This is a genomic window from Citricoccus sp. SGAir0253 (genome assembly GCF_005877055.1).
Classification (GTDB): Bacteria; Actinomycetota; Actinomycetes; order Actinomycetales; family Micrococcaceae; genus Citricoccus.
On record NZ_CP039424.1, the window covers coordinates 2,601,830 to 2,627,438 of the forward strand.

Genomic DNA, 25,609 nt, shown 5'->3' on the forward strand with positions numbered 1-25,609 from the left:
TTCAGCCTAACCGCTCGCCGCCGGCCCCGAGCCGCCGTGACGGGGTGGCGTGCCGGCCTCCAGGTCGCGGCGCACCGCGGCCAGGTGCCGGCGCAGGGCGCGCTCCGGGTCCAGGCCGCCGGCCCGCGCGTGCCGGACGAGGCGGAACAGCTCCGCGCCCAGGGCCGCCTCGTCGGCGAGCGGCTCGCCCGCCGGTCCCGACGGCGGCGGGCCGGGCGCCGGCAGCGGGTCCACCGGCTGCCGGGCCGCCCGGTCGACCACCTTGGCCGCGGCGGCCAGCGCCGGCAGGGAGGCCGGCAGGTCGGCGAACGCCGCCCCGCCCGGCGTGGTGCCGCCCGGCGCCGTGCCGTCCGGCGCCGCGGCGGTGCCCGCCGCCTCGCGCTCGAGGCGCTTCACCCGCTCCCACGTGCGCTCGACGTCCGCGATGGTCGCCGCCGCCAGGTCCTCCGGGTCCCGCAGGGTGCCGTCCGGGTGGAAGACGTGCGGGTTGCGGCGGATCATCTTGGCGGTGATCGCCTCGGCGGTGCCGTCGAGGTCGAAGCCGCCCGCGTCCGTGGCGATCGCCGCGTGCAGCACCACCTGGAACAGCACGTCCCCCAGCTCCAGGCGCAGCCGCTCGTAGGTGCCGTCCCGCAGCGCCTCATCACCCCAGGCCCCGGCCGGGCCGGACTCGATCACCTCGACGGCCTCGTAGGCCTCCTCGACGAGGTACTCGCCCAGGGCGCCGTGCGTCAGCCGGCGCGTCCAGGGACAGTGCTCCCGCAGGCGGGCGACCACCCAGACGAGCCGGTCGACGGTCTCGCTCACGCCCGGACGTCGTCCTCGTGGGCGTCCTCGTCCCCGTCGGCGTCCACGAACGCCTGCAGGACGGCCGGGCCGTCCCCCGTGCCGCCGCGGGAGATGACCTCGCCCCAGGACTCCACCAGCAGCTCGGCGAGCACCTCGCGCTCCTCGAGGGGCAGGAAGGCGGCCTCGGCGGCGTTGAGCTGGAAGTCCAGCAGCTCCTCCAGGGAGTAGCCGAAGACCTCGGCCAGCAGGTACAGCTCGTCCGTGAGGGACACCCCGCTCATGAGCCGGTTGTCCGGGTTGATCGTCACGCGGAAGCCGAGCTGGTGCAGCATGTCGATCGGGTGCGTGGAGACGGTCCCGCCGTAGGAGGCCACGGCGCCGGTCTGCAGGTTCGAGGACGGGCACACCTCCAGGGCGATGCCCCGGTCCCGCACCCAGGCGGCGGTCTCGCCGAGGTCCACGAGGGCGGAGTCCTCGCCCACGCGCTCGCCGTCCTCGTCCACCGCGTCGAACTCCACGGTGATGTCGTCCGCGATGCGCACGCCGTGGCCCAGGCGCAGGGCGCGGCCGTTGAGCAGCGCGTCCTGGATGGAGGCCACGCCGTCCGACTCGCCCGCGTGGACGGTGGCCGGGAAGTGCTGGGCGGCCAGCCACGTGAAGGCCTCGGTGAACCGGGACGGCGGGAAGCCGGTCTCCGGGCCGGCGATGTCGAAGCCGACCGCGCCGGTGCCGCGGTGCCGCACGGCCAGCTCGGCGATCTCCATCGACCGGTCGTTCTGCCGCATCGCGGTGATCAACTGCCCGACGCGGATGGTCGCGCCCTCGGCCTCGGCGTTCGCCACGCCCTCGTCCAGCCCCGCCTGCACGGCCTCGACGGCCTCGTCCAGGGTCAGCCCGCCGGCGAGGTGCTGCTCGGGGGCCCAGCGGACCTCGGCGTAGACGACCCCGTCCTCCACGAGGTCCTCCACGAACTCGCGGGCCACGCGGTGCAGGTGCGCCGCGGTCTGCATGACGGCGATCGTGTGGTCGAAGGTCTCGAGGTAGCGCTCGAGGGTGCCGGAGTTCGCGGACTCGGCGAACCACTCGGCGAGCTCGTCCCCGGTCTCGGCGGGCAGCGCGTGGCCGGCCTCGGCGGCCAGCTCGAGGATCGTGGCGGGGCGCAGTCCGCCGTCCAGGTGGTCGTGGAGGCTGATCTTGGGCAGGGCCGCCAGGTCGACGTCGAGGGGCGAGGGTGCGGTGAATTCGATCGCGTCAGTCACGGGGCGAGTCTACGGCAGGCGGGCCCGGCGTCCCGGGGTCCTCCGCCCCGCCGGGGCCGGCCGGTCCGGTGTCCTCCTCCGGCCCGGTCACCCGGACGATCACGGCGCGCAGGACGACGTCCAGCACCCAGCCGAGCACGGCGGCCGCGATGACGGCCACGGTGATCTGCAGCAGCGTGCTGTCCAGCCAGCCGGCGGTGAGGCGCGCGATGCCGATCGAGTAGGCGGACCACAGCACGCCGGCGGCCACGTCCAGCAGGGTGAAGGCGGTCCGGGGGTAGCCCGTGGCGCCGGCCGTGTAGTTCACGGCCACCCGCCCGCCGGGGACGTAGCGGGCCGTGAAGATGACGAGCGCCCCGTGGCCGTCGAGGGCGCGGCGGGCCGAGCCGACCGCGCGGGACACCGACCGCGTGCGCATCCAGCGGTAGCGCTCCACGCCGATGCGCCGGCCGAGCGAGTACGCGACCTGGTCCCCCGTGATGGCCCCGAGGGCGCCGAGCGCCCACACCCACCACAGGGAGACGGTGTCCTCGGCGCCGGCGATCGAGGCCAGGGCCACCAGCACGGACTCCGAGGGCACCACGGGGAAGAACCCGTCCACCGTGCACAGCACGTAGACGAGGACCAGGACCCACCACTGCCCGGCCGCGCGGAGGACCGCGTCCTCGATGATCTGCAGCACCGGTCCAGCCTATCGGCGCCGGTGACGGGTCCCCGCCGGCGGCGGGGACCCGGGGCCGGCCTCAGCCGATCCGGTCGAGGATGAGCGGGCCCGCGGCGAAGTCCCGGGCCCGCTCGCTGCCGGTGTCCGCGATCTCGAACCCGCCCTCCAGCGCGGCCAGGGCCCGGTCGAACTGCCCGGGCGTGTCCGTCAGCAGGGTCAGCAGCGGCTGGCCCCGGCGCACCTCGTCGCCGGGCTTGGCGTGCATGCGCACGCCGGCCCCGGCCTGCACCGGGTCCTCCTTGCGGGCGCGGCCCGCGCCGAGCCGCCACGCCGCCAGTCCCACCGCCATCGCGTCCAGCCGGGTGAGCACCCCGGAGGCGGGCGCGGTGACCACGTGCGACTCCCGGGCCCGGGGCAGGGCCGCGTCCGGGTCCCCGCCCTGGGCGGCGATCATCCGGCGCCAGACGTCCATCGCGCGGCCGTCGGCGAGGGCCTCGGCCGGGTCCACCCCCGTCACCCCCGCACCGGCCAGCATGGCGCGGGCCAGCTCCACGGTCAGCTCCACGACGTCCGCCGGCCCGCCGCCGGCGAGGACCTCCACGGACTCCTCGACCTCGATCGCGTTGCCGGCGGTGAGCCCCAGCGGCGTGTCCATGTCCGTGAGCAGGGCCGAGGTGTTCACCCCCGCGTCCCGGCCGAGGTCCACCATGGTGCGGGCCAGCTCCCGGGCGTCCGCCTCGTCCTTCATGAACGCGCCGGAGCCGCACTTGACGTCCAGCACCAGCGTGCCGGTGCCCTCGGCGATCTTCTTGGACATGATCGAGGACGCGATCAGCGGGATCGCCTCCACGGTGCCCGTGACGTCCCGCAGCGCGTACAGCTTCTTGTCCGCCGGGGCCAGGCCCGCCCCCGCGGCGCAGATGACCGCGCCCACGTCCTGCAGCTGGGCCATCAGGGCCGCGGTGGACAGCTCCGCCCGCCAGCCCGGCACGGACTCGAGCTTGTCCAGGGTCCCGCCCGTGTGGCCGAGGCCGCGGCCGGAGAGCTGCGGCACCGCCACCCCGTACACGGCCACGAGGGGGGCCAGCGGCAGGGTGATCTTGTCCCCCACCCCGCCGGTGGAGTGCTTGTCCGCGGTCGGCCGCGGGCCGCCGTCGGGGGCGCGCAGCCCGGAGAAGTCCATCCGCTCGCCCGAGGCGATCATCGCCGCCGTCCACCGGGCGATCTCCGCCCGGTCCATCCCGTTGAGCAGGATGGCCATGGCGAGGGCGGACATCTGCTCGTCGGCCACCACGCCGCGGGTGTAGGCGTCCACCACCCAGTCGACCTGCGCGTCCGAGAGGGCCCGCCGGTCCCGCTTGGCGCGGATGACCTCGATCGCGTCGAAGGGCTCGGTCACGGCAGCGCCCACCGGCTCACCCATGGTGCCCCCCGTGCCCGCGCAGGTCCGCCGGCCCGAAGGCGGCCGGGAGCACCTGCTCCATCGTCAGCTCCCCCTCCGGGCCCCTGAGGACCATGCCCGGGGCGTGGAACTCGAACAGCAGCTGCCGGCACCGCCCGCACGGCATGAGCACCTCGCCGTGGCCGTTGACGCAGTAGAAGGCCACCAGCCGGCCGCCGCCGGTCATCTGCAGCTGGGACACCAGGGAGCACTCGGCGCACAGGGTCAGGCCCAGCGAGGCGTTCTCCACGTTGCAGCCGGACACGATCCGGCCGTCCTCCACCAGGGCGGCCGCTCCCACCGGGAAGGAGGAGTACGGCACGTAGGCGCGCGTCATCGCGGCCCGCGCCGCCGACTCCAGCCGCTCCCAGTCGATGCCCGAGCCGGACCGGCCCAGCCGCGGCAGGGCCGCCGTGAGCGGGATGTCGTCGGTGAAGGCCTCCTCGAGGCCGGGTGGGAAGGGATCGGTCATGGCTACTCCTTCACGTAGGGGGTCCCGGCGGCCGCCGGACCTCGCGACCGGCCCACCAGGCCGGCCACCACCAGGATGGTGACGAGGTACGGCAGCATCGCCATGAACTGGCTCGGCACCGGGGTGCCCAGGATGGCCAGCACGAACTGCATGTTGGTGGCGAAGCCGAACAGCAGGGCGGCGAAGAACGCCCCGATCGGGTTCCACCGGCCGAAGATCACCGCCGCGAGGGCGATGAAGCCCTGGCCCGCGGTCATCTCCTTGGAGAACGAGGACGAGTTCACCAGCGTGAAGAACGCCCCGCCCATGCCCGCGATCGCCCCGGCCAGCAGGACGTTGGCGTAGCGGGTGCGGAGCACGTTGATGCCCACGGTGTCCGCGGCCTTCGGGTGCTCGCCCACGGCGCGCACGCGCAGCCCCCAGCGGGTGTGGAACAGGCCCACGTACAGCGCCGCGACGATGAGGTACATCCCGTAGCCGAGCACCGTCTGGTCGAACAGGATCGGCCCGAGCACGGGGATGTCCGCCAGGACCGGGATGCGCACCGTGCCGAAGTGCGGCGGGGAGTTGTAGCGCGAGGAGTCCGAGGACAGCAGCGTGGAGAACAGGAAGCTGGTCAGCCCGGCCACCAGGACGTTGAGGACCACGCCCACGATCACCTGGTTGACGAGGTAGCGGATGGAGAACACCGCCAGCAGGGTGGACACCAGCACGCCGGCCACGACGGCGGCCAGCAGCCCCGCCCACGCCGAGCCCGTGACCGAGCCGGTCACCGCGGCGGTGAACGCCCCGGCCAGCAGTTGCCCCTCGATCGCGATGTTCACGACGCCCGCCCGCTCGGAGAGCACGCCGGCCATGGAGCCGAAGATCAGCGGGACGGCGAGGGCGAACGCCCCGGCCACGAGGCCCGTGAGGAACACCGTGGTGGTGTCGGCGGCGCCGACGACCCAGACGAGGAAGCCGACCACGAAGAGCACGGCGAACAGCGCGGACACCCAGCCCTGGACCGTCCCGCGCCGCCGCACCGCGACGAAGCCCCACGCCGTGAGCGCCGCGAGCAGGACGGTGACCGCCCAGCCGACCGGGACGGTGGGGGCCACGAGGTCCGGGATGCGGACCGCGTCCGCGTCCGTGGAGATCCGGAACGTCGCCTCGCGGCCCGAGGCGCCGAGGGCGAACACGAGCAGGGAGACGACCGTGAGGACCGCGAAGGTCACGGGAGTCGTCCAGTGCCGGACGAGGTCGCGCTGCGGCGCCTCGGCGGTGGCGGCCGGGGCGGGGCCGGACCCGGGGGGGACGGTGACGGTGGTGCTCATCGCTGGACGCCTTCCTCGCCGGGGGTGGCCGGCCGGTCGGCCGCGGTGCTGCCGGTGCCGCGCGGGGGCGGGCCGGGGTCGTGGGGGGCGGGGCCGGCGTCGTGGACGGCCGGGACGGTGCCGGGACCGTCCGGCGCACGCCCGGCCTCCGCGGGCGACGGGGCGTCCCCGGCGGCCGCTCCCCCGGCTTCCCCGACGGCGGCCGGCACGGCCGCGGGCGCGGTCCCGCCCGCGGGGGCGGTGGTCACCGCCCCGGCCAGCGCCGGCTGGGTGACGGGGTCGGCCGCGGTGCGGGCCTGGAGGGCACCCGGGCGCGGCAGGCGGAAGATCGTGCGCACCAGCGGCGGGGCCGCGATGAACAGGACGATGAGGGACTGGATGATCAGCACGATGTCGATCGGCACGCCGGTCTCGGTCTGCATCGTCACGCCGCCGGCGCGCAGGGCGCCGAACAGCAGCCCGGCGAAGAACACGCCGACGGGGTTGGACCGGCCCAGCAGGGCCACCGTGATGGCGTCGAAGCCGTAGGACCCGGCCACGTCCGTGTTGAGCACCTTCTCGGTGCCCGAGACCTGGGCCATGCCGGCCAGGCCGGCCAGCCCGCCCGAGATGGCCATGGCCACCACGTAGAGCCCGCGCACCGGCATGCCCGCCGTGCGGGCCGCCTCCGGGTTGGCGCCGAGGGCCCGCAGCTGGAAGCCGATGGTCGAGCGCCGGACCAGCCACCACGCGAACACGGTGGCGAGGACGGCGACGACGAAGCCCCAGTTCAGGCGGAACGCGCCGCCCAGCAGGGGCGGGAACAGCGCCGTGGGCGCCAGGAAGTCGGAGACGGGGTTGGTGGAGCCCTCGCGCTGCAGCACGGGGGTCTGCAGCAGGTAGGCCACGAGGTTCACGGCCACGTAGTTGAGCATGATCGTCAGGATGACCTCGTGGGCCCCGGTCAGGGCCTTGAGCGCGCCGACGATCGTGCCCCACAGCGCGCCGCCCAGCACGCCCATGACGAGCACCAGCAGCAGGTGCAGCCCGACCGGCAGCTGCACGTGGACGCCGAACCACGTGGCCACCATGGCGCCGAGGATCATCTGGCCCTGGCCGCCGATGTTGAACAGCCCGGAGCGGAACGCGATCGCCACGCCGAGGGAGATGATGATCAGCGGCGTGGCCAGCGTCAGCGACTCCATCAGCGGGTAGAGCATGCCCGTGAGGTCGTCCGCGCGGTAGTTGAACACGGCCCCGCGGAACAGGGCGGCGTAGGAGGCCGCGACGGCCTCCCACGCGGCCTCGAGGGTGTCCTGGGGCCGGGCGAGGAAGTAGCCGGCGGCCTCCGTGACGTCCTCGTCCGTGAGGACGATGAGCACCGCGCTGATGACCAGCGAGAGCACGATCGCCAGGACGGTGACGACCCCGTTGCCGGCGAGCACCCCGCGCAGCGCGGAGCCGCCCCCGGGCCGGGCCGGGCCGGCGGGCCGCGGGCGGACGGTCGTGGTCGCGGCGCTCATGCCGTCTCCCCCTTCGGGTGGTGCTGGGTGTCGTGCTGTGATGCGTGCCGCGGTCCGTGCGGGAGGTGCTGCCCCGGGTCGCCTCCCGGCGCGGGGGCGGCGGGGGCCGTGGAGACCGTGGGGGCCTGGGCGGCGGGGTCGATGCCGGCCATCATCAGGCCGAGGTCGTCGCGCGAGGTGTCCCCCGGCACGATCCCGATGATCCGGCCGTGGTACATCACCGCGATGCGGTCGGCCAGCTCCAGGACCTCGTCGAGCTCGGTGGAGACGATCATCACCGGCGTGCCGGCGTCCCGCTCGCGGATGATGCGCTCGTGCAGGAACTCGATGGAGCCGACGTCGACGCCGCGCGTGGGCTGGGAGGCGATGAACAGCTTGAGGTCGTCCACCAGTTCGCGGGCCATCACGACCTTCTGCTGGTTGCCGCCGGAGAGGGTGCCGACCGGCAGGTCCACGCCCTGGGTGCGGATGTCGAACTCCCGCACGCGCCGCTCGGCCAGCTCGCGGATGGCCCGCGGCCGCAGCTGGACGCCGTTGCCGGCGGGGGGACGGTCGAAGCGGTTGAGCACGAGGTTCTCGGCCACGGAGAAGGGCCCCACGAGCCCGTCGGTGGAGCGGTCCTCGGGGACGTAGCCGACGCCGGCCCGGATGACCTGGCGGGGGCTGCGGCCCACGAGCTCCCGGCCCTCGAGCCGGATGGAGCCCTGGGCCCGGTGCAGGCCCATGATCGCCTCGGTCAGCTCGGTCTGGCCGTTGCCCTGGACGCCCGCGATCGCGAGGACCTCTCCGCGTCGGATGCCGAAGGAGACGCCGTCCACCAGCCGGACGCCGTCCGGGCCCAGGACCGTCAGGTCCGAGACGGTGAAGGTCTCCTCGCCGAGGGTCGGCGCGGACTTGGTGCGGTTCAGGACCACCTCGCGGCCGACCATGAGGGCGGCCAGCTCGGACTGGTCCGCAGCGGGGTCGGCCGTGCCGACCACCCGGCCCCGCCGCAGCACCGTGATGCGGTCCGAGATGGCCTTGACCTCGCGCAGCTTGTGGGAGATGAACACCACGGCGGTGCCGCTGTCCCGCAGCTGGCGGATGATGTCCAGCAGTTCGTCCGTCTCCTGCGGGGTGAGCACCGCGGTGGGCTCGTCCAGGATGAGGACGCGGGCGTCGCGGACGAGCGCCTTGATGATCTCCACCCGCTGCTGGACGCCCACGGGCAGGTCCTCCACGCGGGCGTCCGGGTCCACCCGGAAGCCGAAGCGGTCCGAGATCTCCCGGATGCGCCGGCGGGTGGCCTCCAGGTCCAGCACCCCGGCGGCGCGCGTGCGCTCGTCGCCGAGGGCCACGTTCTCCGCGACCGTGAACACCGGGATGAGCATGAAGTGCTGGTGCACCATGCCGATGCCGGCGGCCATCGCCTCCCCCGGCCCGCTGAAGCGCACGGGGCGCCCGTCCACCAGGATCTCCCCGGCCGTCGGCTCGTACAGCCCGAACAGGACGTTCATGAGGGTGGACTTGCCGGCGCCGTTCTCTCCCAGCAGGGAGTGGACCTGCCCGGACTCCACCGTGAGGTCGATCGAGTCGTTGGCGGTGAACGCGCCGAATGTCTTGGTGATGCCGCGCAGCTCGAGTTTCACCGTGCTCCAGCCAATCTGGCCCGACGAGGACCGTTGAGGGGTGACGGACGGACGGTGGGGCGGCCCGGTGCGGGCCGCCCCACCGGGGACGGTCAGGACTCGGGCGAGTACTCCGAGCCCACCGTGATGGACCCGTCGACGATGCCGGCCTTGACGTCCTCAAGCTCGGTCTTCAGCTCCTCGGGGACCTTCGACTCGAAGTCGTGGAACGGGGCGAGGTCCACGCCGCCGTTCTCCAGGGTGCCCACGTAGGGGTCGGAGGAGAACTCGCCGGCGAGGTCGGACTCGATGACGGTCTTGACCGCGTCGCCCATGTACTTCACGACGGAGGTGAGGATGACCTCGCCCTGCTCGGTGGTCTCGTAGCCGTCCGAGTCCACCCAGATGACCTTGACGTCCTTCCCGCCGGCGTTGGCGGCGGTGACGGCGTCCAGCGTGCCCAGCCCCACCGGGCCGGCCACGGGCATGATGATGTCCGCGCCCTCGTTGATGAAGTTCGTGGTGTTGGTCTTGCCGGCGGCCTGGTTGTCGAAGTCGCCCGTGAAGGAGCCGTTCTTCGAGTCCCGGTCCCAGCCGAGGACCTCGACCTCGGCGCCCTTCTGCTCGTTGTAGTACTCCACGCCGGCGGCGAAGCCGTCCATGAAGATGGTGACGGTCGGGATCTCCATGCCGCCGTAGGTGGCCACGGTGCCGGTCTCGGTGGTCCCGGCGGCGAGGTAGCCGGCCAGGAACGCGGCCTGGGCCGTGTCGTAGATGATGCGCTGGACGTTGTCGGGGAAGTCCGGGTCCGTGACGTCCACGCCCACGAAGTGCGTGTCCGGGTTGTCCTGGGCGATCGGCTTGATGGCGTCGCCCAGCAGGAAGCCCACGCCGATGATGGAGTCGCAGCCGGCCTGCAGCATGGAGTTGACGTTCGGCGTGAAGTCGGACGGGCTGGTGGACTGGGCCTCGCGGGTCTCGATGCCGAACTCCTCCTCGGCGGCCTTCAGGCCCTCGTAGGAGGACTGGTTGAAGGAGCGGTCGTCGAAGCCGCCCGCGTCCGAGACGATGCAACCGGTGTAGTCGGAGTTGTCCGAGCCGACGGCGGAGGTGCTGCCGGAGGCGGACCCGGACGCGGAGCCGGAGGGTTCCTCCGACGGGGCGGCGCCGCAGCCGGAGAGCAGCAGGCCGGACAGGCCGAGCGCGGCGGCCGGCAGGAGTGCCTTGCGGGACAGGGGGGAGGCAATGCCCATGGTGATCCTTCGGTGCGGGTGACGGGGCTCCAGTGCGGCCGGCCGTGCCGGTCCCGGTCCGGGCCCTGGGCCCTCGCCGCGGTGTCCGCGCCCTCGTGCGGACAGCTACCCGCCAGTTTATCCAACCTGGCGAGGAAACGCTTCAGATCCCGGTGGCGGCTACTGGGCGCCGGCCAGGGCGCGCAGCGCGGCGGCCGTGAAGATCCGCATCCCCACCCCGATCGCCCGCTCGTCCGGGGCGTAGTCGCCCATGTGCAGGTCGTAGACCGGACCGCCCGGGGTCCGGGTGCCCAGTCGCAGCATGGCGCCGGGCACCTGCTGGGTCATCCACGCGAAGTCCTCGCCGCCCATCGACTGCTCGGTCAGCTGGATCGAGCGGGAGCCGAGCTCGAAGCGGGCGGCGTCCTCGATGAGGTCCGTCTCCGCCTCGGTGTTGACCACGGGCGGCACGCCGCGGACGTGCTCGAGGTGCACCTCGACCCCGAAGGGCCGGGCGACCTGCTGGACCACCTCGTCCAGCATGTCCCCGGCGGCCTCCCAGACGTCCGCGTCGAGGCAGCGCAGGGTGCCGGCGAGGTAGCCGGTCGAGGGGATGGCGTTCGGGGCGGCCCCCGCGTTCACCTGCCCCCAGACGACCGAGACGGCCGAGCGCACGTCGATGCGCCGCGTCAGCACGGCCGGGACGTTGACCGCGATCTCCGCCAGCGCGTAGACGAGGTCCTCCGTCACGTGCGGGCGCGAGGTGTGCCCGCCGCGGCCGGTGAGGCTGATCTTGATGGTGTCCGAGGCCGAGGTGATGGCGCCGATCCGGGTGCCGATGGTCCCGACGTCGAACCGCGGCTCGCAGTGCGCCGCGAGGATGCGCGGCAGGCCCTCCAGGACGCCCTGGCGGATCACGGACAGCGAGCCGCCGGGCAGGCGCTCCTCGGCGGGCTGGAAGATCACCCGGACCCGACCGCCCAGGACCGCGGGGTCCAGCCCCAGCCCCGAGTCCCCGGAGACGATCCGGTGCAGCGCCAGGGCGGTGCCGGCCATGACCGCGGTGTGGACGTCGTGGCCGCACGCGTGGGCCACCCCCTCGGTGCGGGAGGCGTACGCCAGCCCGGTGCGCTCCGGCAGCGGCAGGGCGTCGATGTCGGCGCGCAGTCCCAGCACGAGCGGGCCCTCGCCGATGTCCACGTACGCGCCCGTGTCCTCCAGCCGCACCGGGGACAGGCCCGCGGCGGACAGCGTCTCGAGGATGCGGTCCGTGGTGCGGTGCTCCTCGTAGGACAGCTCGGGGTGGGCGTGCAGGTCCCGCCGCAGCGCCACCGCGTCCGGCTCGATCCGGGCCACCAGCGGGGCGACGCGGGGCAGTCCGGGGTCGTCGAGGACGGGCAGGCTCCCCGTGGCGGGCTGGCTCTCGGTCATCCCAGTGATGTTACCGCCGGGCCGGGCCCTACAGGACGTCGTGGTCGCCGTGCGCCTTGAGGGACTCGACGGCCTGCTTCACCGACTGCGCGTGCTCCGTGGTGGTCACCAGCAGGGCGTCGGGGGTGTCCACCACCACGATGTCCTCCACCCCGATCAGCGCGATGACGCGCTGGGTGTCGGTCACCACCACGCCGCTGGCCTTGGAGGAGTACACGCGCGGCGTCTCGCCGATCACGGTGATCCCGGAGGAGTCCCTCGCCGGGTTCAGCCGGGCGATCGCGGCGAAGTCGCCGACGTCGTCCCACGTGAAGTGGCCGGGGATGACGGCCACGTCCCCGGCGGCGGCGGCCGGCTCGGCCACGGCGTAGTCGATCGCGGTCTTCTTCAGGCCGGGCCACACCCGGCGCATCACCTCGTCCTGGGCGTCGGTGCCCCAGGCCCGGGCGATCTCCACCAGCCCGGCGTGCAGCTCGGGCTCGTTGGCCTGCAGGTGGTGCAGCATCAGGGACACCGGCGCCACGAACATCCCGGCGTTCCACAGGTACTCCCCGGAGGCCACGTACTCGCGGGCGAGCTCGGCGGAGGGCTTCTCCACGAAGGCGGCCACGTCCTTGGCGTTCGGCGCGCCCTCCACGTCCAGGGGCCGGCCCTGCCGGATGTAGCCGAAGCCGGTCGCCGGGTGGGTGGGCCGGATGCCGATCGTCACGATCCGGCCGGTGGCCGCCGTCGCCACGGCCTCGGCCACGGCGGCCTCGAAGACCTCCACGGGGCCGATGACCTGGTCGGCCGCGAACGAGCCCATGATCGTCTCCGGGTCCCGCTCGTGCAGGATGGCCGCGGCGAGGCCGATCGCGGCCGCGGAGTCCTTCGGCTCGGGCTCCAGGACCATGTCCGCCCGGTCCAGGTCCGGCAGCTGCTGCCACACGGCCTCCTGGTGGGCCTCGCCGGTGACCACCATGACGCGGTCCCCGGCCAGTCCGGCCAGCCGGTCGTAGGTGGCCCGGATCAGGGTCTGGCCCGAGCCGGTCAGGTCGTGCAGGAACTTGGGGGCCGCGGCGCGGGACAGGGGCCAGAGGCGGGTCCCCACGCCGCCGGCGGGGATCACGCCGTAGAAGCGGTCGAGTCCGGGTCCGCCCGCGTCCCCGGCACGGGACAGGCCGTGCTCTTCAGGTGTGGTCATCACACGGGCCAGCCTAGGCGACGGGCACCCGCCCGCCGCCCACCGCCGCACGCCGGGTGACGCACCGCACACCCGCTCCGGACCACGTCAAAACTCACGCGGGGCCCGCCCGGAGGTACTACCCTTGACAGGAGGAATGCACTCGCACCGGCGTTTTCTCTGTGCGCATCGGACGTGGCACAGGCGCCCTTGCAATCCCCTGGGAGGTTTAACAGTGTCTACTGCGACATCAGCGCAGGCCCCGGCGAAGACCGGCCGTGGGACCCTCTACCGCGGCAACGAGGGCATGTGGTCCTGGGTGATCCACCGGATCACCGGCGTCGTCATCTTCTTCTTCCTGCTCGTCCACGTGCTGGACACCTCCCTCGTGAGGGTCTCCCCGGAGGCGTACAACGCCGTGCTGGGCACGTACAAGAACCCGCTGATGGCCGTCGGCGAGGTGGGCCTCGTGGCGGCCATCGTCTTCCACGCCTTCAACGGCCTGCGGATCATCCTCGTCGACTTCTGGAAGGGCGGGACCCGCCACCACAAGAAGATGCTGTGGACCGTCGTGGTCCTGTGGGTCCTGACCGTCGCCGCCTTCGCCATCCGTCACCTGATGCTGGCCCTGGGAGGTCACTGAGCCATGAGCGCCAACGCTGAATCCACGATCGCCGCGCCCCGCACCGGGCGCATCGACCCCAAGTACACCCGCGACGGCGGCCGCTCGGGCAACTTCGAGATGCTGACCTGGCTGTTCATGCGCCTGTCCGGCATCGTCCTGGTCGTGCTGATCTTCGTGCACCTGTTCTCCAACCTGATGGTCGGCGACGGCATCAACGGGCTGGACTTCGGCTTCGTGGCCGGCAAGTGGGCGGACCCGTTCTGGCAGTTCTGGGACCTGGCCCTGCTGTGGCTGGCCATGCTGCACGGCACCAACGGCGTGCGCACCATCATCAACGACTACGCCGAGCGTGACGGCGTGCGCTTCTGGCTCAAGATGGTCCTCTACGCGGCCACCACGGTCATCATCGTGCTGGGCACCCTGGTGATCTTCACCTTCGAGCCGTGCCTCACGGACGCCACCGGCGCCCTGCTCGAGTCCTCCCCCGCGTTCTGCCAGACGCTCTGACGCACTCGACACCCGAACCCCCGAGACTTCTCGAGAAGAAAGAACTCAACGAATGCAGGTACACAAGTACGACGTCGTGATCGTCGGCGCCGGCGGCGCCGGCATGCGCGCGGCGATCGAGGCCGGTCAGCGCGCCCGCACCGCGGTGCTGACCAAGCTCTACCCCACCCGCTCCCACACGGGGGCCGCGCAGGGCGGCATGTGCGCCGCCCTGGCGAACGTGGAGGAGGACAACTGGGAGTGGCACACCTTCGACACCGTCAAGGGCGGTGACTACCTGGTGGACCAGGACGCCGCCGAGGTCATGGCCAAGGAGGCCATCGACGCGGTGCTGGACCTGGAGAAGATGGGCCTGCCGTTCAACCGCACCCCGGAGGGCCGGATCGACCAGCGCCGCTTCGGCGGCCACACGCGCGACCACGGCAAGGCACCGGTCCGCCGCGCCTGCTACGCCGCCGACCGCACCGGCCACATGATCCTGCAGACGCTGTACCAGAACTGCGTCAAGCACGACGTCGAGTTCTACAACGAGTTCTACGTCCTGGACCTGCTGCTCGTGGACGAGCCGGGCACCCGCGCGGACGGCACCCCCTTCACCCAGAAGCGCGTGGCCGGCGTCGTCTCCTACGAGCTCGCCACCGGCGAGATCCACGTCTTCCAGGCCAAGTCCGTGGTGTTCGCCACCGGCGGCGCCGGCAAGGTCTTCAAGACCACGTCCAACGCCCACACCCTCACCGGTGACGGCATGGCGATCGCCTACCGCAACGGCCTGCCGCTGGAGGACATGGAGTTCATCCAGTTCCACCCGACCGGCCTGGCCGGCCTGGGCATCCTGCTCTCCGAGGCCGCCCGCGGCGAGGGCGGCATCCTGCGCAACGCGGACGGTGAGCGCTTCATGGAGCGCTACGCCCCCACCATCAAGGACCTGGCCCCGCGCGACATCGTGGCCCGCTCCATGGCCGAGGAGGTCCGCCAGGGCCGCGGCGCCGGCCCGAACAAGGACTACGTCCTGCTGGACCTGACGCACCTGGAGCCGGCGCACATCGACGCCAAGCTCCCGGACATCACCGAGTTCGCCCGCACCTACCTGGGCGTGGAGCCGTACACCGAGCCGGTGCCGGTCTTCCCGACCTGCCACTACGTCATGGGCGGCATCCCGACCAACATCAAGGCCGAGGTCCTCCAGGACAACGACACCGTGGTCCCCGGCCTGTACGCCGCCGGCGAGGTGGCCTGCGTGTCCGTGCACGGCTCGAACCGCCTGGGCACCAACTCCCTGCTGGACATCAACGTCTTCGGCCGCCGCGCCGGCATCTACGCCGCGGAGTACGCCGCGACCGCCGACTTCGTCGAGCTGCCGGAGAACGGCGAGGCCCCGACCATCGAGCACATCGAGCACCTGCGCTCCGCCACCGGCACCGAGCGCGTCGCCGACCTGCGCGCCCGGCTGCAGGAGGTCATGGACGCCGACATGCAGGTGTTCCGCACCGACGAGTCGATCCGCCGCGCGCTGGCCGAGATCGAGGACCTGCGCCGCCGCTACGAGAACGTCTCGGTGCAGGACAAGGGCAAGCGGTTCAACCTGGACCTGCTCGAGGGCCTCGAGCTGGGCTACCTGCTGGACATGGCCGAGGCCATGACCGTGGCGGCCCTGCACCGCAAGGAGTCCCGCGGCGGGCACTACCGCGAGGACTACCCGGACCGAAACGACGACGAGTGGATGAAGCACACCATGCTCTACCGCGACCCGGACTCCGAGATGGAGGGCGTCAAGGGCATCCGCTTCGAGACCAAGCCGGTCGTCGTCACCCGTTACCAGCCGATGGAGCGTAAGTACTGATGAGCCACACTGCAACCGAACCCGCGGAAGGACCCTCGAAGGTCACCCTCGGCGAACAGGGCGGCGCCGGAGCCATCGAGAGCTTCGACGTCACGCTCCGGGTGCGCCGGTACCTGCCGGAGTCCACCGAGGAGTCCTACTGGGACGAGTGGAAGATCACGATGTACGGCACGGACCGCGTGCTGGACGCCCTGCACAAGGTCAAGTGGGACCTGGACGGCACGCTGTCCTTCCGCCGGTCCTGCGCCCACGGCGTGTGCGGATCCGATGCCATGCGCATCAACGGCCGCAACCGCCTGGCCTGCAAGACCCTGCTGAAGGACCTGGACCTGTCCAAGCCCATCCTGGTGGAGCCCATCAAGGGCCTGCCGGTGGAGAAGGACCTGATCGTGGACATGGACCCGTTCTTCCAGTCCTACCGCGAGATCATGCCGTTCCTGATCAACAAGGGCGCGGAGCCGACCAAGGAGCGCCTGCAGTCCGCCGAGGACCGGGAGCGCTTCGACGACACCACCAAGTGCATCCTGTGCGCCGCGTGCACCTCCTCGTGCCCGGTGTTCTGGACCGACGGCCAGTACTTCGGCCCGGCGGCGATCGTCAACGCGCACCGCTTCATCTTCGACTCGCGCGACGATGCCGGGGACCTGCGCCTGGAGATCCTCAACGACAAGGAGGGCGTGTGGCGCTGCCGCACCACCTTCAACTGCACCGAGGCCTGCCCCCGCGGCATCCAGGTGACCAAGGCCATCGCCGAGGTGAAGCAGGCGGTCCTCGCCGGCAGCTTCTGATGTCCTCGTGAGTCCGTGGCCGGCCCGCCCGCCGGCCACGGACCGACCACGCGACAGCCCCCCGGGATCCGTCCCGGGGGGCTGTTGCTTTGCCCGGCGCTCGCCGCGCGGCCGAGCCGGGGCGCTCAGCGCGCCGGCGGCAGGAACCCGACCTTGGCGTAGACGTCGGCCAGCACGGGCGAGGCGACCTCGCGCGCCTTGGCGGCGCCGCGGGCCAGCAGCCGGTCCAGCTCGGCCGGGTCGTCCATGAGTTCCAGGGCCCGCTCGCGGATCGGGGCGAGGCGCTCGACGACGGCCTCGGCCAGGTCCACCTTCAGGTGGCCGTACATCCGGCCCACGTACGCCTCCTCCAGCTCGGCGACGGAGCGTTCGGTGACGGCGGCGTAGATGGACAGCAGGTTGGACACCCCCGGCTTGGCCTCGCGGTCGAAGCGGACCTCCGTGCCGTCGTCGGTCACGGCGGACTTGATCCGCTTGGCGATGACCTTGGGGGCGTCGAGGATGTTGACCAGCCCGTTGGGGGACGCGGCAGACTTGGACATCTTCGCCAGCGGGTTCTGCAGGTCGTACACCCGCGCGCCGTTGACCGGGTAGAACCCCTCCGGGACCACGAAGGTCTCCCCGTAGCGGGCGTTGAACCGCTGCGCGAGGTCCCGCGTGAGCTCCACGTGCTGGCGCTGGTCGTCGCCCACCGGCACGCCGTGCGGCTGGTACAGCAGGATGTCCGCGGCCATCAGCATGGGATAGGCGAACAGCCCGACGCCGGCCGCCTCCGCGCCCTGCTTGGCCGCCTTGTCCTTGAACTGGGTCATCCGCTGGGCCTCGCCCATCCCGGTCATGCACATCAGCACCCAGGCGAGCTGGGCGTGCTCGGGCACCTGCGACTGCACGAACAGGGTGGAGCGCTCGGGGTCGATGCCGGCGGCGATGTACTGCGCGGCCGCCACCCGCGTGCGCCGCACCATGGACTCGGGGTCCTGGGGCACCGTGATCGCGTGCAGGTCGGGGATGAAGAAGTAGGCGTCGAAGTCGTCCTGGACCTTGACCCAGTTCACCAGCGCGCCGAGGTAGTTGCCCAGGTGCAGCGAGTCCGCGGAGGGCTGCATGCCGGACAGGACGCGGTGGCGGGTGCCCGCACCGGCCAGGTGGGCGGTGGGCGCGGTGTCCCGGGCCAGGACGTCGGCGGGCGAGGTGCGGCGGGTGGTGGTCTCGGTCATGGAGGGTCCTCGGGTGCTGGGGATGCAGGGGTGCTCGGGATGGCCCGGGGCGCCGGCGGGGTGCGCGGGCGGCGGGTCAGAACTGGTAGTCGACCACGAGCGGGGCGTGGTCGGAGAAGCGCGTGTCGTAGCTGGGGGCGCGGTCCACCACGGCGGAGGTGGCGCGGGCGGCCAGTTCGGGGGTGGCCATGTGGTAGTCGATGCGCCAGCCGCTGTCGTTGTCGAAGGCCTTGCCGCGCATGGACCACCACGTGTAGGGGCCGGGCACGTCCCCGGCGAGGTCCCGGTGGACGTCCCGGTAGCCGATCTCCTCGCCGAAGAAGCGGTCGAAGTACGCGCGCTCCTCGGGCAGGAAGCCGGCGTTCTTGACGTTGCCCTTCCAGTTCTTGATGTCCCGCTCGGTGTGGCCCACGTTGAGGTCGCCGGTGATGAGCGCGTGGTCCTTCTCCGCGCGCAGCTCGGGCAGGTGCCGGACCATCTCCTCGAGGAAGCGGTACTTGTCCACCTGCTTCGGGGTGCCCACCTCCCCGGAGTGCACGTAGGCCGAGACGACCGTGAGGACCCCGCCGTCGGGGGCGGGCAGGTCGGCCTCGATCCACCGGCCGGCGTCGTCGAAGTAGGGGTCGCCGATGCCCACGCGGACGGACTGCGGCTCGAGGGTGGTGGCGATCGCCACGCCGGCCCGGCCCTTGGCCGCGGCCTCGGTCTCCACCACGTGCCAGTCCTCACCGGTGATGTCCTCGAGCAGCTCCTCGACGATCTTCCGCGGCGCGCGGACCTCCTGGAGCGTCAGCACGTCCACGCCGCGGCCGGCGAACCAGGCGCCCATGCCCTTGCGGTGGGCGGCACGGATGCCGTTCACGTTGACGGTGGCCACGCGCAGCGCGCCGTCGGCCTTGGGGGCGTTGGCGTTGGCGTGGAGCGCGGCGGGAGCCTCCTGCGCGGGGGGCTGGGGTGCGGTCTGGAGCGGGTCGGTCACGGCGGAAGTCACGCCCTCCAGACTATCGCCGTCGGCGGCCACCCGGAGTCCGGCCCGGGGCGGGCGCGGTCAGTTGATGACCTCTCCGGAGATGGCCCCGCCGGCCTCCCGGCCCGTGCCCGACGACGGCCGGCCCGGTCCCGCGGTCCCCGCACCGGAGGCGTCCTTGATCATGTCCCGGGCGTTGGCCGCGGTGATCTGGATCGTCTCGAGGGCGCGGGCCACCATGTCGGTGTCCGCGGTGGCGCCCTTGGCGAGCTCCTCGCCGACCACCCGGGCCTGCACCTGCACGATCTTGAAGGAGTGGTCCAGCTTCGTGTCCCGCATCGGGTCGGCGGCTGCGTGCTCGGCGGCCCGGGGGGCGGGCTCGCCGGACAGGCGCGGGGCCAGGGAGGCGGACATGTCCTTCATCCGGCGGTCCACGGAGCGTGCGCCGCGGCGCACCCCGAGGACCACGACGACGGCCAGCACGAGCCAGCCGGCGGCGATGATGACGAGCAGCCAGCCGATGACGTCGTTCTGGTTGGCCGCGAACAGCAGGGCGACCAGCAGCACGACCACCATCACGGCGAAGGTGACGCCGCTGCCCTTGGCGGCCCAGGCCCGGGCCCGGCCGACCGGGGCGCCGCTGTGACGGGGGGATCCACTCTCGACTGCATGCATGCCACCTATTATCCCGTACCCGGCACACCCCCGGCGCCCGGCGACGCCGCGAGGCCACGGCGGGCCTACGCTGGTGCTCATGTCCCGCATGATCCCCCCAGCACCCGCCGGGCCGGCCGCCGCCCCCGGACGCCGCCCGCGGCTGTGGACCCGCGGGTTCGTGCTGGCCTGCCTGGCCAACGTCATGATGTTCTTCAACGTCCACTTCCTGCTGGCCACCGTGGCCGGCTACGTGGCCGGCCGCTTCCTCGTGGGCGACTCGGTGGGCGGGGCCGTGGCGGGCGTGTTCCTCATCGGCACGCTCGTCTCGCGCTTCTTCGCCGGCCCGCTCATCGAGCGCTTCGGGGCCCGGGCCCTGCTGCTCGTGGCCTTCGCGGCCTTCGTGGTGGCCCCGCTGCTGTACTGGGCCTCGGGCTCGGCGTGGACGCTGCTCGCGCTGCGGGCCGTGCACGGCATGGCCTTCGGCCTGGGCTCCACCGTCATCGTGGGCGCGGCCGTCGCCGGCCTGCCCGGCAGCCGGATCTCGGAGGGCACCAGCCACTACGCCTCCTCCACCCTCATCGGCGTCGCGGCGGGACCGCTGGTCGGCCTGGCCCTGTCCGGGACGGACTTCGGCGTCATCGCCGTCACGGCCTCGGCGGTCTCCCTGCTGGGCCTCGTGATCGCGCTGGCCCTGGACCTGCGCGCCCCGGGCCCGGTCCGGGCCCCCGGGCCCGCCGCGGGGGCCGCACCGGACCCCGGCGCCGCGGCGGGTGCCGTGCCGGGCACCTCGACGCGTGGCGTGCCGGGCGCCGCGCCGCGCCGCCGGGGGTGGGCGCGGTTCGTGGAGCCGACGGCGGTGCCCACGGCCGTCATCGGCCTGCTGTACTCCATCGGCTACGCGGGCATCGTCACGTTCCTGGCCGCCCTCGTGCTGGAGCGCGGCTTCGGCGCCGCGGCGGGCCTGTTCTTCGCCGTCTACGCCGCCACGGTGCTGCTGTCCCGGCTGGCCACCGGGACGCTCATGGACCGCCGCGGCGCCAACGTGGTGATGCTGCCGGCCTTCGTGCTCTTCGCGGCGGGCCTGGCCGCGATCGCCGCGGCCCCGGACGTGACGGTGCTGCTCGTGGCCGCCGTGCTGGTGGGCCTCGGCTACGGGCAGCTGCAGTCCGGCGGACAGGTCATCAGCGTCACGCGGGTCCCCCGCGAGCGCGCGGGCATGGGCGCCTCCACCTACTTCCTGGGCATCGACGCCGGCATGGGCCTGGGACCGCTGCTGGCCGGGGTGCTCGTCCAGGCCCACGGCACGGCCGTCCTGTACTGGTCCCTCGCCGGGTTCCTGCTCGCCCTCGTGCCGGTGTACTGGCTCGTCCAGGGCCGCGCGCTGCGCCGGGCCCCCGCGCGCGCCGGGGCGGCCGCGTGAGCCCGGCCCCGGCGCCGGGTCCCGCGAGCGCCGCCGGCTTCCCGCCCGGCGGGGCCCGCGTGCTCACCGTGCTGCTGGTGCCCCTGTTCCTGTCCCTCATGAGCGTGAGCATCGTCAACGTGGCGCTGCCCGCCATCCAGGCGGGCCTCGAGGCCACCTCCGCCGACCTCCAGTGGGTCCTGGCCGGCTACACGCTGTCCTTCGGCGTGGTCCTCGTGGCCGCGGGCCGGGCCGGGGACCTGTGGGGGCGCAAGGCGTTCTTCGTGGCCGGGATCCTGCTGTTCACCCTCGGGTCCCTCGTCTCCGGGCTGGCCGGCACCCCGCTGGTGCTCAACCTCGCCCGGCTGCTGACGGGCCTCGGCTCCGGGCTGCTGAACCCGCAGATCGTGGGGATCATCCAGAACGTCTTCCAGGGCCGGGCCCGGGGCCGGGCCTACGGGCTGTTCGGCACGGTCATCGGGCTCGGCGTGGCGGTCGGTCCCCTGCTGGGCGGCCTGCTGCTGGCCGGGATCGGCCCCGAGTGGGGCTGGCGGTGGACGTTCCTCATCAACGTCCCCATCGGGCTGCTGGCCGCCGTCCTGGCCGTGCGGTGGCTGCGCCCGCCGCGGCGGGACCCCGCCCGGGACACCCCCCGGTCGCTGGCCGCCCTGGACCTGGGCGGCGCGGGGCTGCTCGCGGCGGGCGTGCTGGCCGTCATGGTGCCGTTCATCGTGCCGGGGACGTGGCTGCTGCTGCTGCCCGCGGCGCTGGTGCTGTGGGCGTGGTGGCGCTGGGAGCGCCGCGTCAAGGAGCGCTCGGTCCCCCACGGTCCCGGCCCCATGGTGGACCCGGACCTGTTCCGGATCCCCTCGTTCACGTTCGGCACGGTCGTCTCCGCCCTGTTCCTGGCCACGATGCCCGGCGTGTGGGTCATCCAGGCGGTGTTCACGCAGCAGGGCCTCGGGCTGTCCGCCCTGGCGGCCGGGCTCGCCTCCCTGCCCTCCGCCGTGCTGGTCACCGTCCTGTCCCCGATCGCCGGGGCCCGGGTCCACCGCCGCGGACCGGTCTTCCTGGTGTGGGGCGCCGCGCTCTCCCTCGTGGCCCTGGCCGCGGTCGGCGTGAGCCTGGAGCTCATCGCCCGCGAGGACTGGCCTTTCTGGACGCTGGCCGCGGCCCTGGGACTGCTGGGCCCGGCGCAGGCCCTGCTGATGACCAGCGCCCAGGTGCTCACCATGCACGACGTCCCGGTGCGGGCGGCCGGGACCGCCGGTGGCGTGTCCCAGACCGCCCAGCGCGTGCTCACGGCCATCGGGCTCGCGGCCGTCACGGGGGTCTTCTACGGGGTCGTCGCCGGCGCTCCCGACGGCGACCGGGGCGCCGCCGCCGGGCCCGCCGGTGCGGGTGCCGGGGTGCAGGGCCCCGGCGGGGCAGGCCCGGCCGCGGTGCCCGGGGCGGGCGTGGACCAGCTCGGCCACCAGCTGGCCTACGCGAACGCGGCGCACGTCGCGCTCATCGTGGTGGCGGCGTCCTGGCTGCTCATGCTCTCGGCCGCCCTGCTCGACCTCCGCCGCCGCCACCGCGGCGGCTCGCTCACGCTCGAGGACTGAGGTCCCGGCCCGGCCCACCCCGGGTCGGGAGCCGGACCGGCTCAGCGCAGGAACAGCGCCCGGAGCCGGTGGGCGGTGAACAGCAACCCCAGCACGGTCATCACCGCGAAGTACAGCACGTGCACCGCCGTCCCCGCCGTGAACACCCCTGCCCCGACCTGCCGCAGCAGCTCCACGCCGTGCCACAGCGGCAGCGCCTGGATCACCCACTGCACCGGACCGGGGTACACGGACAACGGGTAGAAGGTCGCCGAGAACAGGAACATCGGCATCAGCACGAGCATGATCCAGTCCATCTGCTGGAACCGGTCCAGGTAGCTGGTGACGGCCATGCCCAGGGCCGCGAAGGCGAAGGCGATGAGCACCGCGGCCGGGACCAGCAGCACCGCCCACCAGCTCGTCACCAGCCCGAGCGCGGCGGTGACGGCCAGGAACGCCACCGCGTACAGTCCCCCGCGCATCAGCGCGAGCGTGATCTCGCCCAGCGCCACGTCCAGCGGCCCGAGCGAGGTGTTGAGCATGGACTGGTACACCTTGGACAGCTTCATCTTGAAGAACACGTTCCAGGTGGAGTCGTACACCGCGCCGTTCATCGCGGAGACGGCCAGCAGCGCCGGGGCGATGTACTCGCCGTAGCCCACCGGCCCCGCGGGGCCCTCCACCGTGCCCACGAGCGCGCCGAGGCCCAGGCCGAGGCTCATCAGGTACAGCACCGGCTCGAAGAAGCCGGACACGAACACGGCCCAGTTCGAGGTCCTCAGGGCCCGCAGACCGCGCTCGACGACCATCCGCACGCGGCCCGCGTACATCCCCGCCGCCACGCCCGTCCGGACGGTCACCGGGGGCATCGGCGGCACGACGGCGGCCGGTGCCGGCCCGGCGCCCGTCCCCGCGCCCGTCCCCGCAGCCCCCTCGTCCGGGGCCCCGGGACCGCGCCGCCGTCGGGCCCCGCGCCCGGCGGGCACCACGGCGTCCCGGTCCGGGGACCCGGGCACCCAGCCCAGGCGCCGCGTGTAGGCGCGCCGCGCGAGCGCCCAGCCCACGGCGGCCAGCACGGCGAGGTAGCCGACGTGCACCGCGGTCAGCCACGCGGGGTTCGCCATGCCGTAGGAGGCCACCCGGCCCAGCTGGGCGGCGTGCCACTGCGGGGAGATCCACCCGATCCAGTGCAGCCCGGCGGGCAGGGCGTCGAGGGGGTAGAACGTGGCCGAGAACAGGAACAGCGGCATGATGAGGAACCGCTGCAGCAGCGCGAACTGGCCCGCCTCGCGGCGCACGGTCGCCGCGAAGGCCATCACGGGCAGGCCGATGGCCAGCCCGCCGAGCGTGGCCGTGACGACCTGCAGCCACGCCCACGGGCTGGAGACGGCGCCGAAGGCGACCATGATGCCCAGGAACAGCGCCGACTGCACCACGAAGCGCAGGGTCACCGCCAGCACGTGCCCGCCCGCGACCTGGTGCGGCTGCAACGGGCTGGCCTGGGGCCCGTAGTAGATCCGGTGCCACTTGAACCCGTCCATCACCGGGTAGGTGAACTCCATCGAGGCGGCCATGAGCGTGCCGGCGGCCAGCAGGGCCGGGGCCACGAAGGCGAGGTAGTCCACGCCGAGGGCCTCCGGGCCGGCGTCGATCAGGGTGGCCAGCCCGAGGCCCATGGCGAGCAGGTAGACGAGCGGCTCGCCCACGGCGCCGACGACGATCACGGGGCCGTACCGGCGCATGCTGCGCAGGTAGTGCTCGGCGTAGTACCACGTGCCGTGCCGGCGGGCCCGGGCCGCCGCGACGGCCGGCGGGAACGGCACGGGCAGCCCCGGGGCCGCCTCCCCCGGCGCGGCGTCGGCGGGGCTGGCGGTGTCCACGGGCGCCTGCCCGGCGCCGCGCGCGCCCGGGGCGCCGGGGCCGTCGCCGGGACGGGCGTGTCCGTCAGTCAATGAGGCTCCGGCCCGTGAGGGTGAGGAACACGTCCTCCAGGGAGGACCGGCGCACGAGCGAGGTGATCGGCTGCAGGCCCAGGCCCGTGACCGCCTCGAGCGCGGCCTCGCCGTCCCCGGCGTAGACCAGCACGCGGTCCGGCAGTGCCTCGATCCGCTCGGCCAGCGGGGCCCCGGCGCCCGTGGTCCGCCCCGCGAGCTCCCGCTCGAGGCGGGCGGCCACGGCGGCGTTGCGGTCCGCGCCGAAGCGCACCTCGAGCACCTCCCGGCTGGAGTGCCGGCGGATCAGCTGCGCCGGGGACCCCTCCGCCATGATCCGGCCGCGGTCCACCACGATCAGCCGGTCGCACAGCTGCTCGGCCTCGTCCATGTAGTGGGTGGTCAGCACGAGCGTGGTGCCGCGCTCCTTGAGCCGGAACAGCCGGTCCCAGAGGATGTGCCGCGCCTGGGGGTCCAGCCCGGTCGTCGGCTCGTCCAGCATGAGGATGCCCGGGTCGTTGATGAGCGCCCGGGCGATCACCAGCCGGCGCTTCATGCCGCCGGAGAGGTCGTCCACCTTGGCGTCGGCCTTCTCGGTGAGCTGCGCGAACTCCAGCAGCTCGAGCGACTTGGGCCGCAGGTAGGAGAACGGCAGGCCGAAGTAGCGGCCGTAGACGATGAGGTTGTCCCGGACCGTGAGCTCCTCGTCCAGGTTGTCCTGCTGCGGCACCACGCCCAGGTGCGCGCGGACCTCGGGGCCGTGGCGCTCCGGGTCCAGGCCCATGATGGACAGCTGCCCCGCCGTGCGCTGGGAGACACCGCCGATCATCCGCATCGTGGTGGACTTGCCCGCGCCGTTCGGCCCGAGCAGGCCGAAGGACTCCCCCGGCCGCACCGCGAAGTCGATGCCGTCCACGGCCGCGAACTCCCCGTAGCGCTTGGTCAGCCCCCGGGCCTCGATGACCGGCGGCCCGGGCTCCCGACGGCGGCCGGCCGGCCGGCCGGAGGCGCCGGGGACGGGCGCCGGGGCGCCGTCGGGGACGGGGGCGCGACCGTCCGCGGCGGGGAGCCGCTCCCCCGCGCACACGTGATCCGTCCCACTGGAGTCCACCGGCGTGAGCCTAGTCCAGCCGCGGCGCCGCAGGTAGTCCCGGGGCAGCCCCGAGGTGACGGACGTCATGTGGTGGGCGTCTCAGCAGGGGCGGGAGAAATCATAT

The 25,609-nt window shown here is 73.3% G+C and carries 22 protein-coding genes; 6 read left to right on the forward strand and 16 right to left on the reverse strand.

Translation table 11 applies throughout. The features are described 5' to 3' along the window. Positions 1 to 6: 6 nt before the first annotated feature. The 11 genes from E7744_RS11410 to E7744_RS11460 form a co-directional block, all read right to left on the reverse strand. On the reverse strand, positions 7 to 807 hold the full coding sequence (locus E7744_RS11410) for a MazG nucleotide pyrophosphohydrolase domain-containing protein (protein ID WP_137774217.1): 801 nt from the start codon (positions 805 to 807) through the stop codon (positions 7 to 9). Further along, positions 804 to 2,048 (reverse strand): adenosine deaminase, encoded by a 1,245-nt coding sequence (locus E7744_RS11415; RefSeq protein ID WP_137774218.1) that lies wholly within the window; start codon positions 2,046 to 2,048, stop codon positions 804 to 806. Before E7744_RS11415 ends, E7744_RS11410 begins: the two co-directional genes overlap by 4 nt. Further along, a complete protein-coding gene (locus E7744_RS11420; RefSeq protein ID WP_137774219.1) occupies positions 2,041 to 2,730 on the reverse strand; it encodes a DedA family protein in 690 nt (229 codons plus the stop codon). The genes E7744_RS11415 and E7744_RS11420 overlap by 8 nt, the downstream gene beginning before the upstream one ends. A gap of 61 nt (positions 2,731 to 2,791) precedes the next feature. Continuing rightward, positions 2,792 to 4,135 carry a thymidine phosphorylase gene (locus tag E7744_RS11425; RefSeq protein ID WP_137774220.1) on the reverse strand — a complete coding sequence of 448 codons (1,344 nt, stop codon included), beginning with the start codon at positions 4,133 to 4,135 and terminating at the stop codon, positions 2,792 to 2,794. After that, positions 4,128 to 4,625: a cytidine deaminase gene (locus tag E7744_RS11430; RefSeq protein ID WP_137774221.1), complete on the reverse strand. Its 498-nt coding sequence runs from the start codon at positions 4,623 to 4,625 to the stop codon at positions 4,128 to 4,130. Before E7744_RS11430 ends, E7744_RS11425 begins: the two co-directional genes overlap by 8 nt. A 2-nt stretch (positions 4,626 to 4,627) precedes the next feature. Beyond that, a complete protein-coding gene (locus E7744_RS11435) occupies positions 4,628 to 5,941 on the reverse strand; it encodes an ABC transporter permease (RefSeq protein ID WP_137774222.1) in 1,314 nt (437 codons plus the stop codon). Further along, the gene (locus tag E7744_RS11440) at positions 5,938 to 7,443 is read right to left on the reverse strand and encodes an ABC transporter permease (protein ID WP_137774223.1); all 1,506 of its coding nucleotides are present in this window, start codon (positions 7,441 to 7,443) and stop codon (positions 5,938 to 5,940) included. Before E7744_RS11440 ends, E7744_RS11435 begins: the two co-directional genes overlap by 4 nt. Then, complete coding sequence (locus E7744_RS11445; protein WP_246858423.1) at positions 7,440 to 9,071, reverse strand: ABC transporter ATP-binding protein; 1,632 nt, start codon at positions 9,069 to 9,071, stop codon at positions 7,440 to 7,442. Before E7744_RS11445 ends, E7744_RS11440 begins: the two co-directional genes overlap by 4 nt. A 92-nt stretch (positions 9,072 to 9,163) precedes the next feature. Continuing rightward, positions 9,164 to 10,303 carry a BMP family protein gene (locus E7744_RS11450; RefSeq protein ID WP_137774224.1) on the reverse strand — a complete coding sequence of 380 codons (1,140 nt, stop codon included), beginning with the start codon at positions 10,301 to 10,303 and terminating at the stop codon, positions 9,164 to 9,166. Positions 10,304 to 10,462: 159 nt separating this feature from the next. After that, on the reverse strand, positions 10,463 to 11,713 hold the full coding sequence (locus E7744_RS11455; RefSeq protein WP_137774225.1) for an amidohydrolase: 1,251 nt from the start codon (positions 11,711 to 11,713) through the stop codon (positions 10,463 to 10,465). Between the two features lie 28 nt (positions 11,714 to 11,741). Further along, positions 11,742 to 12,896, reverse strand: coding sequence for a mannose-1-phosphate guanylyltransferase (locus E7744_RS11460; protein ID WP_137774226.1), 1,155 nt, complete (start codon positions 12,894 to 12,896; stop codon positions 11,742 to 11,744). 214 nt (positions 12,897 to 13,110) lie between these two features. Here E7744_RS11460 and sdhC point away from each other — a divergent pair, with 214 nt between their 5' ends. Genes sdhC through E7744_RS11480 form a run of 4 tightly spaced genes read left to right on the forward strand, consistent with a single transcriptional unit; the run spans position 13,111 to position 16,635 of the window. Next, entirely contained in the window at positions 13,111 to 13,518 is a 408-nt protein-coding gene (gene sdhC, locus E7744_RS11465; RefSeq protein ID WP_137774227.1) for a succinate dehydrogenase, cytochrome b556 subunit, read from the forward strand. A gap of 3 nt (positions 13,519 to 13,521) precedes the next feature. Continuing rightward, the gene (locus tag E7744_RS11470) at positions 13,522 to 14,007 is read left to right on the forward strand and encodes a succinate dehydrogenase hydrophobic membrane anchor subunit (protein ID WP_137774228.1); all 486 of its coding nucleotides are present in this window, start codon (positions 13,522 to 13,524) and stop codon (positions 14,005 to 14,007) included. Positions 14,008 to 14,059: 52 nt separating this feature from the next. Next, positions 14,060 to 15,847 carry a succinate dehydrogenase flavoprotein subunit gene (gene sdhA, locus E7744_RS11475; RefSeq protein ID WP_137774229.1) on the forward strand — a complete coding sequence of 596 codons (1,788 nt, stop codon included), beginning with the start codon at positions 14,060 to 14,062 and terminating at the stop codon, positions 15,845 to 15,847. Then, positions 15,847 to 16,635, forward strand: coding sequence for a succinate dehydrogenase iron-sulfur subunit (locus tag E7744_RS11480; RefSeq protein WP_137774230.1), 789 nt, complete (start codon positions 15,847 to 15,849; stop codon positions 16,633 to 16,635). Before sdhA ends, E7744_RS11480 begins: the two co-directional genes overlap by 1 nt. Positions 16,636 to 16,760: 125 nt before the next feature. Here the strand turns inward: E7744_RS11480 and trpS are convergent, their stop codons facing one another. The 3 genes from trpS to E7744_RS11495 form a co-directional block, all read right to left on the reverse strand. Further along, a complete protein-coding gene (trpS, locus tag E7744_RS11485) occupies positions 16,761 to 17,852 on the reverse strand; it encodes a tryptophan--tRNA ligase (protein ID WP_137774231.1) in 1,092 nt (363 codons plus the stop codon). A 76-nt stretch (positions 17,853 to 17,928) separates the two neighbouring features. Continuing rightward, a complete protein-coding gene (locus E7744_RS11490; RefSeq protein WP_246858664.1) occupies positions 17,929 to 18,735 on the reverse strand; it encodes an exodeoxyribonuclease III in 807 nt (268 codons plus the stop codon). Positions 18,736 to 18,900: 165 nt separating this feature from the next. After that, positions 18,901 to 19,494 carry a hypothetical protein gene (locus tag E7744_RS11495; protein ID WP_246858424.1) on the reverse strand — a complete coding sequence of 198 codons (594 nt, stop codon included), beginning with the start codon at positions 19,492 to 19,494 and terminating at the stop codon, positions 18,901 to 18,903. 79 nt (positions 19,495 to 19,573) lie between these two features. Here E7744_RS11495 and E7744_RS11500 point away from each other — a divergent pair, with 79 nt between their 5' ends. Continuing rightward, entirely contained in the window at positions 19,574 to 20,896 is a 1,323-nt protein-coding gene (locus E7744_RS11500) for an MFS transporter (RefSeq protein ID WP_168199810.1), read from the forward strand. Beyond that, entirely contained in the window at positions 20,893 to 22,482 is a 1,590-nt protein-coding gene (locus tag E7744_RS11505) for an MFS transporter (protein ID WP_168199701.1), read from the forward strand. The genes E7744_RS11500 and E7744_RS11505 overlap by 4 nt, the downstream gene beginning before the upstream one ends. 41 nt (positions 22,483 to 22,523) lie before the next feature. Here the strand turns inward: E7744_RS11505 and E7744_RS16605 are convergent, their stop codons facing one another. Together E7744_RS16605 and E7744_RS11515 are read right to left on the reverse strand one after the other, a co-directional pair. After that, a complete protein-coding gene (locus E7744_RS16605) occupies positions 22,524 to 24,413 on the reverse strand; it encodes an ABC transporter permease (protein WP_137774234.1) in 1,890 nt (629 codons plus the stop codon). Continuing rightward, positions 24,406 to 25,572: an ABC transporter ATP-binding protein gene (locus E7744_RS11515; RefSeq protein WP_246858425.1), complete on the reverse strand. Its 1,167-nt coding sequence runs from the start codon at positions 25,570 to 25,572 to the stop codon at positions 24,406 to 24,408. Before E7744_RS11515 ends, E7744_RS16605 begins: the two co-directional genes overlap by 8 nt. Between the last annotated feature and the right edge of the window lie 37 nt (positions 25,573 to 25,609).

Bases quoted from the DNA above. Each gene is read 5' to 3' on its own strand.
- E7744_RS11430 (WP_137774221.1), bottom strand. From the start codon at position 4,625: ATGACCGATCCCTTCCCACCCGGCCTCGAGGAGGCCTTCACCGACGAC.
- E7744_RS11470 (WP_137774228.1), top strand. From the start codon at position 13,522: ATGAGCGCCAACGCTGAATCCACGATCGCCGCGCCCCGCACCGGGCGC.
- E7744_RS11495 (WP_246858424.1), bottom strand. From the start codon at position 19,494: ATGCATGCAGTCGAGAGTGGATCCCCCCGTCACAGCGGCGCCCCGGTC.
- E7744_RS11425 (WP_137774220.1), bottom strand. From the start codon at position 4,135: ATGGGTGAGCCGGTGGGCGCTGCCGTGACCGAGCCCTTCGACGCGATC.
- E7744_RS11480 (WP_137774230.1), top strand. From the start codon at position 15,847: ATGAGCCACACTGCAACCGAACCCGCGGAAGGACCCTCGAAGGTCACC.
- E7744_RS11455 (WP_137774225.1), bottom strand. From the start codon at position 11,713: ATGACCGAGAGCCAGCCCGCCACGGGGAGCCTGCCCGTCCTCGACGAC.
- trpS (WP_137774231.1), bottom strand. From the start codon at position 17,852: ATGACCGAGACCACCACCCGCCGCACCTCGCCCGCCGACGTCCTGGCC.
- E7744_RS11440 (WP_137774223.1), bottom strand. From the start codon at position 7,443: ATGAGCGCCGCGACCACGACCGTCCGCCCGCGGCCCGCCGGCCCGGCC.
- E7744_RS11460 (WP_137774226.1), bottom strand. From the start codon at position 12,896: ATGACCACACCTGAAGAGCACGGCCTGTCCCGTGCCGGGGACGCGGGC.
- sdhA (WP_137774229.1), top strand. From the start codon at position 14,060: ATGCAGGTACACAAGTACGACGTCGTGATCGTCGGCGCCGGCGGCGCC.
- E7744_RS11515 (WP_246858425.1), bottom strand. From the start codon at position 25,572: ATGACGTCCGTCACCTCGGGGCTGCCCCGGGACTACCTGCGGCGCCGC.
- E7744_RS11435 (WP_137774222.1), bottom strand. From the start codon at position 5,941: ATGAGCACCACCGTCACCGTCCCCCCCGGGTCCGGCCCCGCCCCGGCC.
- E7744_RS11500 (WP_168199810.1), top strand. From the start codon at position 19,574: ATGTCCCGCATGATCCCCCCAGCACCCGCCGGGCCGGCCGCCGCCCCC.
- E7744_RS11450 (WP_137774224.1), bottom strand. From the start codon at position 10,303: ATGGGCATTGCCTCCCCCCTGTCCCGCAAGGCACTCCTGCCGGCCGCC.